General features: G+C 69.7%; 10 protein-coding genes. All 10 read left to right on the forward strand.

The genetic code is table 11. The features are described 5' to 3' along the window. The first annotated feature begins 144 nt into the window (after window positions 1-144). Complete coding sequence (locus ACZ5VC_RS22760; RefSeq protein WP_469121859.1) at window positions 145-432, forward strand: hypothetical protein; 288 nt, start codon at window positions 145-147, stop codon at window positions 430-432. 114 nt (window positions 433-546) lie between these two features. Beyond that, entirely contained in the window at window positions 547-1,560 is a 1,014-nt protein-coding gene (locus ACZ5VC_RS22765) for an EcsC family protein (protein ID WP_469121860.1), read from the forward strand. Between the two features lie 168 nt (window positions 1,561-1,728). Beyond that, window positions 1,729-3,078: a BREX system ATP-binding protein BrxD gene (gene brxD / locus ACZ5VC_RS22770; RefSeq protein WP_469121861.1), complete on the forward strand. Its 1,350-nt coding sequence runs from the start codon at window positions 1,729-1,731 to the stop codon at window positions 3,076-3,078. Next, window positions 3,078-5,276 carry a DEAD/DEAH box helicase gene (locus ACZ5VC_RS22775; RefSeq protein ID WP_469121862.1) on the forward strand — a complete coding sequence of 733 codons (2,199 nt, stop codon included), beginning with the start codon at window positions 3,078-3,080 and terminating at the stop codon, window positions 5,274-5,276. The genes brxD and ACZ5VC_RS22775 overlap by 1 nt, the downstream gene beginning before the upstream one ends. Before the next feature lie 922 nt (window positions 5,277-6,198). Continuing rightward, window positions 6,199-7,242: a lytic transglycosylase domain-containing protein gene (locus ACZ5VC_RS22780; RefSeq protein WP_469121863.1), complete on the forward strand. Its 1,044-nt coding sequence runs from the start codon at window positions 6,199-6,201 to the stop codon at window positions 7,240-7,242. A 60-nt stretch (window positions 7,243-7,302) separates the two neighbouring features. After that, a complete protein-coding gene (locus tag ACZ5VC_RS22785; RefSeq protein ID WP_469121864.1) occupies window positions 7,303-8,364 on the forward strand; it encodes an RNA polymerase sigma factor in 1,062 nt (353 codons plus the stop codon). Window positions 8,365-8,463: 99 nt separating this feature from the next. Beyond that, window positions 8,464-9,396: an ABC transporter ATP-binding protein gene (locus ACZ5VC_RS22790; RefSeq protein ID WP_469121865.1), complete on the forward strand. Its 933-nt coding sequence runs from the start codon at window positions 8,464-8,466 to the stop codon at window positions 9,394-9,396. Next, on the forward strand, window positions 9,393-10,163 hold the full coding sequence (locus ACZ5VC_RS22795; RefSeq protein WP_469121866.1) for an MlaE family ABC transporter permease: 771 nt from the start codon (window positions 9,393-9,395) through the stop codon (window positions 10,161-10,163). Before ACZ5VC_RS22790 ends, ACZ5VC_RS22795 begins: the two co-directional genes overlap by 4 nt. A gap of 2 nt (window positions 10,164-10,165) precedes the next feature. Beyond that, a complete protein-coding gene (locus tag ACZ5VC_RS22800) occupies window positions 10,166-10,984 on the forward strand; it encodes an MlaE family ABC transporter permease (RefSeq protein WP_468703271.1) in 819 nt (272 codons plus the stop codon). Window positions 10,985-10,990: 6 nt separating this feature from the next. Beyond that, window positions 10,991-12,223, forward strand: a complete 1,233-nt coding sequence (locus ACZ5VC_RS22805; protein ID WP_469121867.1) for an MCE family protein — start codon at window positions 10,991-10,993, stop codon at window positions 12,221-12,223. The last annotated feature ends 3 nt before the right edge of the window (window positions 12,224-12,226 follow it).

The raw sequence follows: 12,226 nt of genomic DNA on the forward strand, positions 1-12,226 counted from the left end.
TGTTCGCCGAAGAACGAGATCACTGCGAGCACCGTCCAGCTGAGGTTGCATGCCAACGGCTTCAAGGAGAGGGGCAGGAGGCTCGCCGCGGCCTGTGGCAAATGCTGCAGGGCCGAGGCGTGCAGGTTTCGCTGAAGGGCCGCGATGACCTCACTGGCGGCGGTTGCCGTCACGACGAACTCCGTTGATCCCGCAGTGGTTGAGTACGGGGCTCTCGGCGGCGCGGGCGACGACGGAGAGGACACGCGGCCAGTTGCCGACGCGGGCAGCTTCGACCGGCTCGTCCCGCTCTGCCGCGTCGTCCGAGTGGACATACTCCCGGTGTATGTGGCCGTTTTACTGCGGGATGCGTTCGAGCTCCTAGATCATGCGAATGAGTGTGTGTTGGTGACCGGCCTTTCTCGAGGGAAGTGTTGCTTCTCGGCAACCTGAAGGTGCCGGTGCGGTCGACTTCGGACATCGACCCCCGCACTGCGGCTCACCCACGTGTCGGCTGGATGGTAGGCATCGTGGACCCGGCGTTCACAGTAGAAAGGGAGAACCCCAATGAGCACTTACGCCGACCCACTCGTCGACGGTGCAACCCCGATGAGCGAGTACGAGGGGCAGGTGTGGGACACGCTCAACGAGCACTGGCAGCGCCGCAACGACCGCCGTGGTCTGCCGACCTGGGCGAGTACCGCGCTCGGTCGCACCGGTGAGGTCACGGGAAACGCCGTGAGGCGGGTCAAGGACGCTGTGCCGGAGGCGGTCACGGAACCGATCCGTCGCGCAGGCGACGCGGTCACCGACAAGGCCATGCGGCCGGCGCTCGCAGGCGCGGCAGCGTTGCTCGAGCTGGTCAACGACTCGGCCCTGGAGCTGAACGACCCGAAGAACGTCGAGAAACTCGCCCGCAAACGAGGCCTCGAACTCGACAGTTTCACCGAACTACGGCAGCAGGACCTCAAGGTCTGCGACCGGCTGCTGACCCGCAACACCCTCAAGTGGCGGGCCGCTGGCGCAGTCGAAGGCGGCGCCATGGGCCTGTTGGCCATGGTCCCCGTCGCCGGTGTCCCCGTCGCGATGACAGCGGACATCCTCGTCGTTCAGGTCCTGAGCACGTCGATCGCAGCGCGCATCGCGTACTCCTACGGCTACGACGCCAAAGATCCCAAGGAGCAGGACTTCATCCAACGCCTGGTGCAGTGGTCCTTCATGGCACAGGCCGTCAAAGCCAAGCCGTTGCGTGAGACTGCACGGGCGGCGAACGCGGTCAAGGGCCGCATAAACTGGTCCCAGAAGCTCCGCCAGGACCACCGCCTGCTGGCCTCCCTCGAGAAGTTGATGAAACAACTGGGCCCGGCCGGCTCCAGGGTGCCGGTCAAGAACGTCGCCAAGGTCGTGCCCATCGTGGGTGTCCTCATCGGCGCCGGCATGAATTCCGCAATCCTCGGCAGGGTGGCCGCCGACGCCCAGCGCTACTGCCAGACCCGATTCCTGTGCGACAAGTACGGGCTGCCGCTGCCGGCCGCACTGGCGACCGACTGGGACGACGACCCCCAGACCGACGCCACGTGAGTACTGCTCGGCAGCATGACAGGCTGCGGCGTCGACCTGCACGTGATCGTCCCGAACGGCGAGGTGGCGGCGAGTACGGTGATGCCCTCGAACTAACATGCTGACAAAACGGACATCATGATATCTCGCTGAGGTCCTGGTGCACCGAGAGATGGAACACTGGTCCCCGTGAGCACCACCGGATCGAGGCGCCCCGCCCAGGTCAGCGCCGCCCGTCGCCGTATCGTCATCGACGCCCTGCGTCGCGGGGCCGTGCCCGAGCGCGGGCTCGACCTGCTCGCCACCGGACTCGACCGTTTTGAGACGGCTCTGGACGCGGAACTGGACGCCGTCGCGTCCGGTGGGTCCGTGTTCAAGGCGGTGCGCGGTGAGTACGGGTCCGGCAAGACGTTTTTCACCCGGTGGCTGGGGGAGCGGGCCAAGCGGCGCAACTTCGCCGTGGCCGAGATCCAGATCTCGGAGAACGAGACCCCGCTGCACAAGCTGGAGACCGTCTACCGGCGGCTCACTGAACGGCTCACCACGCCCAGCTTCCCGCCCAGCGCGCTGCGGCCGGTCGTGGATGCCTGGTTCTACGCGCTGGAGGAGGACGCCCTCGCGGCCGGGGCGACCGAGGAGGAACTGCCAGGAGAGGTCGAGAAGCTCCTCGTCGCCCGGCTCGCCGAGGTGTCCCGGCACGCGCCGTCCTTCGCCACCGCGCTGCGCGGCTACCGGACGGCGCTCGCCGAGGGAGACGAGGCCACCGCAGCCGCCGTGCTCGCCTGGCTGGGCGGCCAGCCGCACGTGGCCGCCGCTGCACGCCGGTCCGCGGGTGTGCGCGGCGACCTCGACCACTTCGGCGCGCTCGGCTTCCTGCAGGGCCTACTCACCGTGCTCCGCGACTCCGGAAACACCGGTCTCTTCGTCGTCCTCGACGAGGTGGAGACCCTGCAGCGGGTCCGGTCCGACGCACGCGACAAGGCGCTCAACGCGCTGCGGCAGCTCATCGACGAGGTCCACTCGGGGCGCTTTCCCGGCCTGTACCTGGTCATCACCGGCACGCCGGCCTTCTACGACGGTCAGCAGGGCGTGCAGCGCCTCGCTCCGCTCGCTCAGCGGCTCGCCACCGACTTCACCACCGATCCGCGCTTCGACAACCCCCGCGCCGTGCAGATCCGGCTGCCCGCGTTCAGCCAGGACTCCCTGGTCGGCCTCGGCATCACCATCCGCGACCTGTACGCGGACGCCGCTGAGGCGCCCGAGCGCGTGAAGACGGTCGTCGGCGACGCCTACGTCGCCGACCTCGCGCGGGCCGTCGGCGGGGCGCTGGGGGGGAAGGTCGGTGTGGCACCCCGGCTGTTTCTGAAGAAGCTCGTCGGTGACGTCCTGGACCGGGTGGACCAGTTCGACGACTTCGATCCCCGGCAGCACTACCGGCTGACGGTCGCGAGCGGCGAACTCACCGACGTCGAGAGGAACCTGGTCGCCTCCGTCTCCGGCGGTCCCGCCTCGGCCGACGACTTCGACCTGGAGCTGTGATGGCGGAGGACGGCAGCCTCGTCGGCGGCACCGCGAACGGGGACGGCCCGGCCGACGTACTGGACCGGCTCGATCCTGTCGTCCTGCACCACATCGTCAACACCCTCGGCTGGCCCGACCTGCGCCCCCTCCAACGGGCGGCGATCACCCCCCTCATGGGCGGCGAGGACGCCGTACTGCTCGCGCCCACGGCGGGCGGCAAGACCGAGGCGGCCTGCTTCCCCCTGCTGTCGGCCATGACTGAGCAGAAGTGGACCGGCACTTCGGTGCTGTACCTGTGCCCGCTCAAGGCGCTCCTCAACAACCTCGTCGGCCGCGTCGACGCGTACGCCCAGTGGCTGGGGCGGCGTGCCGCGCTCTGGCACGGCGACACCAAGGAGTCCCAGCGGCAGCGCATCCGCACCGAGGCGCCGGACATCCTGCTCACCACGCCCGAGTCGCTCGAGGCGATGCTGATCGGCGTCAAGACCGACCACGCCCGGCTGCTGGGCGACGTACGGGCCGTCGTCGTCGACGAGGTGCACGCCTTCGCGGGCGACGACCGGGGCTGGCATCTACTGGCCGTACTCGAACGACTGGAACGGCTCACCGGCCGCCCCATCCAGCGGATCGGACTCTCGGCGACCATCGGTAACCCCGATCAGTTGCTGCACTGGTTGCAGGGGGCGGGCGCCGGAAACCGTATCGGCCACGTCGTCGCCCCCGGAGTGCAACTGCCGCCCGCTCCCGGCTCGTCCGGACACGGTGGCGCGGCACCGGCCGGACAACTTCCCAAGCCTGCAGGAGATGTGGAGCTCGATTACGTGGGCTCCCTGGACAACGCCGCCAAACTCATCGCGGCCCTGCACCGGGGAGAGAAACGGCTCGTCTTCTGCGACTCGAGGGCCCAGGTCGAACAACTGGGTGCCGCGCTCCGGGCCCGCGAAGTGACCGTCTTCCTGTCCCACGCCTCCCTCTCCGTCGACGAACGCACCCGCTCCGAAGAGGCCTTCGCCGAGGCCCGCGACTGCGTCATCGTCTCCACCTCCACCCTCGAACTCGGCATCGACGTCGGTGACCTGGACCGTGTCATCCAGATCGACTCACCGGCCTCTGTCGCCTCGTTCCTGCAACGCATCGGCCGCACCGGCCGACGCTCCGGCACTGTGCGCAACTGCTTGTTCCTCACCACCCGCAAGGACACGCTGCTGCAGGCGGCCGGAATCCTGCTGCTGTGGTCGCGCGGCTGGGTCGAACCGGTCCTCCCGCCGCCCGAGCCGCGCCATCTCGTCGCCCAGCAACTCCTCGCCGTCACCCTCCAAAAGCACAAGCTCGGCGACCAGTTGTGGGACCGGCAGTGGAACGGACTCGCACCCTTCGACCGGTCCGCCGCCCCCATCCTGCGCCACCTCGCCGAGGAGGGCTTCCTTGACGACGACGGCGGCATGCTGTTCGTCGGGCCCGAGGCGGAACGTCGCTTCGGCAGGCGGCACTTCATCGAACTCACCGCGTCCTTCACCGCACCGCCCCAGTTCAACGTGCTGTCCGGACGCACGGAGATCGGCCGCACCGACCCGAGCGTGCTCACCGAGGAACGCCCCGGGCCCCGGCGCCTGCTGCTCGGCGGACGCAGCTGGCAGGTCACCTATATTGACTGGCTGCGCAAACGGGTTTTCGTCGAACCCGCAGACAGCGGCGGCATCGCCAAGTGGATGAACGGTGGCGTCGCAGGGCTTTCGTACGCCCTCACCCGCGCCATGCGCGAGGTGCTGCTCGGGGCGGACCCGCCCGTGTCGGTCACGCGCCGTGCCCAGGCGTGCCTGGCCGAACAGCGTGAGAGCGACGCCCCCGACACCGTGCACCCGGGCGCCACACTGATCACGCGCGTCGGTAGCGACGTGCGCTGGTGGACCTGGGCCGGCTACCGAGCCAACGCCACCCTCGGGGCAACTCTGCAGTCGGTCACGGACCCTCTGCAACGCCCCACCGACTGCTGGATGCGCCTGCGCGAAGACCTCACCCCGGCCGACTGGCGTGCGGCTCGCGAGAGGGTCGGCGAGAGCCTGGTCCTACCCGACGTGGACCAGCGGGCCGTACGCGGCCTCAAGTTCTCTGCCGCCCTCCCGGAACGCCTCGCCGTCGCTACGGTCGCGGCCCGTCTGGCCGACTTCGAGAGCGCTCGCGCGGTGTTGTCGGAGCCTGTGCGTCTTGTCGGCTGAAGCGGTTCCGGCTCAGGCCTGAGACAACGCCATGACGTAATTCCTGGCAACGGCCCGACCTCCGAGTGCCCGATGGCCTTGAGCGTCGACGCCTACGAGGTGCGCATCTGGCACCTGGCCTCGGGCAAGCAAGTCGGCGGGTCCTTCCCGGTTGGGTGCGTGGAGACGGCGGCCATCAGGGTGCTCCTCGGCCGCCCCGCCGCGCTCCTCGCATACGCTGGCCATGGGCCGGTCGAGGTGTGGAATCTGTCCCCTCAGACATCTGTACCTGGCGCTGATCGGCCACGAAGCGACTGTGCGATGCGGCGGCATTACCGGTCACCCGCCCCGCGGCGAGGTAGATGTCTCCCGCCCGGGTACGTCTCGACAGGTCGTCGTCGCGAAAGGGAGTCGGCGGATACGAGCGAGCCTCCGATCTGGCTGACGGTGCGTCGGAATGGTCAGCCGCAGGTCAGGGTGAGTCCTGAAAGACCCGGGGGAAGCTGAGCGAACATGCGAATCGTTTGGTGCCTCACCGGACCGGGTTCGTACCGTGGCTCGCGCCGTTTCGGCGTCGCGCTCCACAAGATGTGCGACGAGCGTTTCGTGGCCCTTGCCCGACGCGGACGTCGTCAGCGAGAACGACCAGTCGCCCAGACCCGCGGCGGGGCGCCAAGCCGCCGGGTTCACCGGCGAGGACGGTGTGCCGTCGCCCCTCGCACGGGCGTACAGGACGTGCTCGCCGATGCCGATGCCGATGCCGAAGCCGAGCCCGGGATCCCGGAACCATTCGCTCCCCGACCGCACCCATGAAAAGAATCCGGCGATCGACGCGACGGACCCGCCCCCTCGCCCCGTAGAGCAGGTGGCAGAAGTGTCGCGATAGGGAGGGGACCGAGGGATGGCGGGGCGGATTTCAGGGCGGCGGATACGGAGAGGCGTGGTGGCCGCGGCGGTCGCCGCGACGGCCATGGCGGCGCTGACCGGCTCACAGGCGCCGGGCCTCGCGGGGCGGGCTGCCGCCCCCGAGGCTGAAACGGCACCGGATCAGGACACTTCGGGTGATGGGTCCTATCTGAGGGAGCTGCCCCCGCTGCGGGTGCACAACCCCGTCGGCACGTCGCCGGCCCGCGCCCTCTTCGTGGCGGACGCCGACCGTGGGGCGCTGCCCGCCACGGTCTTCGCCGCGTACCGGCGGGCGGAAGCGGCTCTCGCGCGGAGCACCCCGGGCTGCTCTCTGCGCTGGCAGTTGCTCGCGGCGATCGGGCAGGTGGAGTCCGGCCAGGCGCGCGGCGGAAGGGTGAAGGCGGACGGCACGACGTACACGCCCATCATCGGACCGCAGCTGAGCGGCCGGGGCTTCGCCCTGATCCGCGACAGCGACGGTGGCGCGTACGACGGCGACCCGTCCTATGACCACGCCGTCGGCCCGATGCAGTTCATTCCCTCCACCTGGGCCAGGTGGGGCGCCGACGGCAACGGCGACGGGAGGGCCGATCCCCACAACGTCCACGACGCGGCGCTCGCGGCCGGGCGCTACTTGTGCGCGGGCGGACGCGACCTCTCCCGGCCGCAGGACCTCTACCGCGCGATCCTCGCCTACAACCGGTCCCAGGAGTACCTGAGTATCGTTCTGTCCTGGTACGGCTACTTCCGGGACGGACACCGGGTGGTGCCGGATCAGAGCGGTACCGATGTCGCTGCGGACTCCGGTACGGGTACCGCGTCCGGCTCGTTCCCGGGCACGGCGCGGACCAGGACGGCCGACCCCGAGCCGCGTCCCAGTGCGTCGCCCTCCGGGGCGGCGTCCACGCCCTCGCCCGCTCCCGGACCGACGCGGAAGCCGATCTCCAAGCCCTCGCCGACCCCGGCGCCGACGAACGCGCCGGAGCCTCTGCCCTCCGTGGTCACGAGCCCTGGCCCCGGCGTCGGACTTCCCGGTGACGGTGTCCTTCCCGACGCCGGGCAGCTTTCCGGCAACGGTTAGGACTCACTCGCCCGCCGCCCTCTCCCCACCACCGGATACCCGGCGGTAACGTCCCCGGTCATGACGACGGACACGCATCCTGCCCACTCGACCGGACCGGGGGACCAGGCGGCCCACCTGCGGTGGCAGCGCATGTGGAGCCATCGCGAGCAGCTGCTCAAGGTGGCGCGCCGCAGGTCCATGAGCGTCGAGGACGCCGAGGACGCCGTCCAGGAGGCGATGCTGCGCGGCGCGCAGAACACGCACCTGGACGAGGCGCGGCTCGGCGCGTGGCTGACGACGGTGACCATGCGCCTGTGCGTCGACCGGTACCGGCAGGTCCACCGCGAGGCCGAGGTGGGCAGCGCTCCGAAGCTCACCGCTCCTGGCCCGGTGCCCGTCGAGGAGGTGGTGTGTGACCGGGCGGAGGCGCGGTGGGTGGCGTTCCGCAGCAGGGAACTGCCCGCCCGTCAGGCCGAGGCGCTCAGGCTGAAGGCGGAGGACCGGGACGTCGACCAGATCGCCCGGGAGATGGGGCTGAGCTACCAGGCGGTCGAGTCCCTGCTGGCCAGGGCACGTCGTACTCTGCGCAACTCGCTGTCCGGCACCCTGGCGCTCGGCCTGTGGCTGATCGGGCGCGGCCGGGACCAGGCGGGCCAGGCGGGTATGCCCGCCCAGGCCATGGTCGCGACCTCGGCGGCGGCGACCCTGGCCGTGGTGGGCCTGATCATCCCGTTCGCGTACGAGACGGATGCGGCGCGCCCCGCCCGCCCCGCCTCGGAGGCGGTGGAGGTGGGGGAGAAGGCCGGTTACGAGGTGCCGGCCGCCGCCCCCTCCGCACAGCCGGCGCCGCCGTCCGCCGAGGCCTCGCCGTCGCCGACCGCCCTCCCGCGGAAGCCCTCTCCGGCGCTGGTGACGGTGACGGTGCCCGAGGTGGCCCTGCCGGAAGTCGCCGTGCCGGAAGTCGCCGTGCCGGAAGTTGCCGTGCCGGAAGTTGCCGTGCCCGAAGTGTCCGCCCCCTTGCCGTCCCTGCCGGCCGCCCCCGCAGTATCGGCACCGCCGCTTCCGCTCCCACTCCCCGACGCCGGTGCCGCCGCGGAGGCCGTCTCGGACGCCGTGTCCCACACCCCGGTACGCCCCTGATGTCCGCCGTGTAAAAAATCTTCGATTCTCCGCGACGGACCCGCCACCCCTCCCCGTAGAGCAGATGTACGAGCTGCTCCCCGCTGAAGGGTGAACCGGATGGGTGTCGAGATCTGCGTGGAAGGGTTGACCAAATCCTTCGGCCACCAGGTCATCTGGCAGGACGTGTCACTGACGCTGCCCGCCGGCGAGGTGTCCGTCATGCTCGGTCCGTCGGGCACCGGTAAGTCGGTGTTCCTGAAGACACTCGTCGGCCTGCTCAAGCCGGAACGCGGATCGATCCGGATCGCCGGGCAGGACATCACCAAGCTCCGCGAGCACGACCTGTACGAGGTGCGCAAGCTCTTCGGCGTGCTGTTCCAGGACGGCGCCCTGTTCGGGTCGATGAATCTCTACGACAACATCGCCTTCCCGCTGCGCGAACACACCCGAAAACCGGAGAGCGAGGTCCGACGGATCGTCCTGGAGAAAATGGACATGGTCGGTCTGATCGGGGCGGAGGAGAAGCTGCCCGGCGAGATATCCGGCGGTATGCGCAAGCGGGCGGGCCTGGCGCGGGCGCTGGTGCTCGACCCGGAGATCATTCTGTTCGACGAGCCGGACTCGGGTCTCGACCCGGTGCGGGTGGCCTATCTCAACCAGCTGATCGTGGACCTCAACGCGCAGATCGACGCGACCTTCCTGATCGTCACCCACGACATCGCCTCGGCCCGCCAGGTCCCGGACAACATCGGGCTGCTCTTCCGCCGCGAGCTGGTGATGTTCGGCCCGCGCGAGCAGCTGCTCACCAGCGACGAGCCCGTCGTACGGCAGTTCCTCAACGGCCGTATGCAGGGGCCCATCGGCATGGCCGAGGAGAAGGACGCCGCCCAGGTCGAACAGGAGCTCGCCGACCTCGGCGATGGCGACCAACCCGCCCCCGCCATGACCCCGCGCCTGCTGCCGAGCCCTGGGATCACCCGGCCGCCGCGCTGGCAGGCGATCGCCGACCGTGAGGCGAAGCTCCGCGCACCGGAGGCGGCCGACGCATGAGCCTCTCCCCGACAGGAGCCCTCCGCCACTCCGGCAGCCTCTTCGCCATGGCCCTCGACGTTCTGCGGACCTTCCCCCGACGCCCCTTCCAGGTACGGGAGTTCATCCAGCAGGCGTGGTTCATCGCGAGCGTCACCATCCTCCCCACCGCCCTGGTGTCCATCCCCTTCGGCGCCGTCATCGCGCTCCAGATCGGCGGCCTGACCCGGCAGCTCGGCGCCCAGTCGTTCTCCGGCGCCGCCTCCGTACTCGCCGTACTGCGCGAGGCATCCCCCATCGTCACGGCGCTGCTCATCGCGGGCGCCGGCGGCACCGCGATCTGCGCCGACCTCGGGGCGCGCAAGATCCGGGAGGAGATCGACGCGATGCAGGTCCTCGGCATCGACCCGATCCACCGCCTCGTCGTGCCCCGGGTACTGGCCACCATGCTGGTGGCGGTGCTGCTCAACGGCCTGGTCTCAGTGGTCGGCGTCGCCGGCGGCTACTTCTTCAACGTCGTCCTGCAGAACGGCACTCCCGGCGCCTATCTGGCCTCCTTCACCACCCTCGCCCAGCTGTCGGACCTGTGGGCGGCCGAACTGAAGGCGCTCGTCTTCGGCGCCATCGCCGCGATCGTCGCCTCGTACAAGGGCCTGACCGCCAAGGGCGGTCCGAAGGGCGTCGGCGACGCCGTGAACCAGTCCGTGGTCATCACCTTCATGTTGCTGTTCGTGACGAATTTCGTGCTGACCGCCGTGTACTTCCAAATCGTCCCGCAGAGAGGTTAGTTGTGCGACGACTTCTCGACCGCCCACTCCACTCCCTGGAGGAGCTGGGCACGCAACTGGTCTTCTACGGCCGCTCCCTCGCCTGGACCGGCCGCACCGTGCGCCGCTACAAGAAGGAAGTCCTCCGCCTGCTGGCCGAGGTGAGCTTCGGCCGTGGTGCGCTGGCCGTCGTCGGCGGCACGGTCGGCGTCATCGCCTTCCTCTCCTTCTTCACCGGTACCGAGGTCGGCCTCCAGGGCTACGCCGCCCTCAACCAGCTCGGCACCTCCAACTTCGTGGCCTTTCTCTCCGCGTACTTCAACACCCGCGAGATCGCCCCACTCGTCGCAGGGCTCGCACTCTCGGCGACGGTCGGCGCCGGATTCACCGCCCAGCTCGGCGCGATGCGGATCAGCGAGGAGACCGACGCGCTGGAGGTGATGGGCGTCCCCTCGCTGCCGTTCCTGGTCACCACCCGGATGATCGCCGGCTTCGTGGCGGTGATCCCGCTGTACGTGATCGGGCTGCTGTCCTCCTACTTCGCCGCCCGGACCATCACCACCGGCTACTACGGCCAGTCCAGCGGGACGTACGACCACTACTTCCAGCAGTACCTGCCGCCGGTCGACGTGCTGTGGTCCTTCGGCAAGGTCATCGTCTTCGCCCTCGTGATCATCCTGGTCCACTGCTACTACGGCTACTACGCGAGCGGCGGCCCGGCGGGCGTCGGCGTCGCGGTCGGACGCGGTGTACGGACGTCCATCGTGGCCATCAACGTCCTCGACTTCTTCCTCAGCCTGGCGATCTGGGGCGCCCACACGACCGTACGGATAGCGGGGTAGGGGCCGATGCGTCGCACCATCAGACTGAGGCTGTACGGGATCGTCTTCATCGTCGTCGTCGCCCTGCTGCTCTCGCTGTCCGTCGCCGTCTACCAGCAGGCGTTCACCTCCGTCGTACGGATCACCCTGGAGGCAGACACCCTCGGCAATCAGCTGGAACCGCGCGCCGACGTCAAGCTGCGCGGGCTGCTCGTCGGCGAGGTGCGCGAGGTGCGGGCCGACGGCGAGAAGGCCACGCTCGGCATCGCGCTCAAGCCGGAGCACGTCTCCCTCATCCCGGCCGACGTCCACGCACGGCTGCTGCCCAAGACCCTGTTCGGCGAGAAGTACGTCGACCTGATCGCGCCGGCCACGTCGTCCACCCGGCCCATCCGCGCCGGTGACGTCATCACCCAGGACCGCACCACGGTCGGCATCGAACTCCAGCGGCTGATGAACGACCTGCTGCCGCTGCTCCGCACCGTGCAGCCCGCGAAGCTGAACGCCACCCTCTCCGCCTTCTCCACCGCGCTCGAAGGGCGCGGCGAGGACATCGGCGACAACCTCACCCGCCTCGACGCCTACCTGCGCCGGCTCAATCCGCACCTGCCCTCCCTCAAGGAGGACATCTCCCGGTTCGCCGACGTGGCCGAGGTGTACGGCGAGGCCGCCCCCGACCTGCTGCGCATCCTGGACAACACTCTCACCACCAGCCGGACGATCGTCGAGAAGCAGGAGCAGCTCTCCTCGCTCCTCACCCGGACCGCCACCGCCGCGAAGACCACGGAGGGCGTACTCGACGAGAACTCCGCCCGGCTCATCACCCTGGGTCGCGTCTCCCGCCCCACGCTTGCGCTGTTCGCACGCTACTCGCCGGAGTACCCGTGTCTGCTGGCCGGTCTCGTGCGCCAGGAAGCGGCGTCCGAAGAGGCGTTCAGGGGCGGGAAGATGCGCATCACCCTGGAGTTCGTCCGCCCCCGACCCCCCTACCGACCCGGCGAGGAACCGCGCTATGCCGACCGCTCAGGTCCGAACTGCAGAGGTCTGCCCCACCCCCACGTCCCGGCACCGCCGGTCAAGCTCGACGACGGTACGTCGGCACAGAGTTCGGCCGGCCCTGTATCCGGGACAGCGGCCGAACAGCACGCCGTCGCCTCGCTCGTGGCCCCGGTCATGGGCGTGCCCGCCGACGAGGTACCGGCCGTCACGACCCTGCTCTTCGGACCGCTGGCACGAGGAACGGCGGTGAGCCACGCATGAGTC

This window comes from Streptomyces sp. NPDC033174 (assembly GCF_055577795.1).

Excerpts from the sequence above, each read along its gene's own strand:
- ACZ5VC_RS22760 (WP_469121859.1), top strand. The coding sequence starts at position 145 with ATGACCTCACTGGCGGCGGTTGCCGTCACGACGAACTCCGTTGATCCC.
- ACZ5VC_RS22765 (WP_469121860.1), top strand. The coding sequence starts at position 547 with ATGAGCACTTACGCCGACCCACTCGTCGACGGTGCAACCCCGATGAGC.
- ACZ5VC_RS22775 (WP_469121862.1), top strand. The coding sequence starts at position 3,078 with ATGGCGGAGGACGGCAGCCTCGTCGGCGGCACCGCGAACGGGGACGGC.
- ACZ5VC_RS22785 (WP_469121864.1), top strand. The coding sequence starts at position 7,303 with ATGACGACGGACACGCATCCTGCCCACTCGACCGGACCGGGGGACCAG.
- ACZ5VC_RS22790 (WP_469121865.1), top strand. The coding sequence starts at position 8,464 with ATGGGTGTCGAGATCTGCGTGGAAGGGTTGACCAAATCCTTCGGCCAC.
- ACZ5VC_RS22795 (WP_469121866.1), top strand. The coding sequence starts at position 9,393 with ATGAGCCTCTCCCCGACAGGAGCCCTCCGCCACTCCGGCAGCCTCTTC.
- ACZ5VC_RS22805 (WP_469121867.1), top strand. The coding sequence starts at position 10,991 with ATGCGTCGCACCATCAGACTGAGGCTGTACGGGATCGTCTTCATCGTC.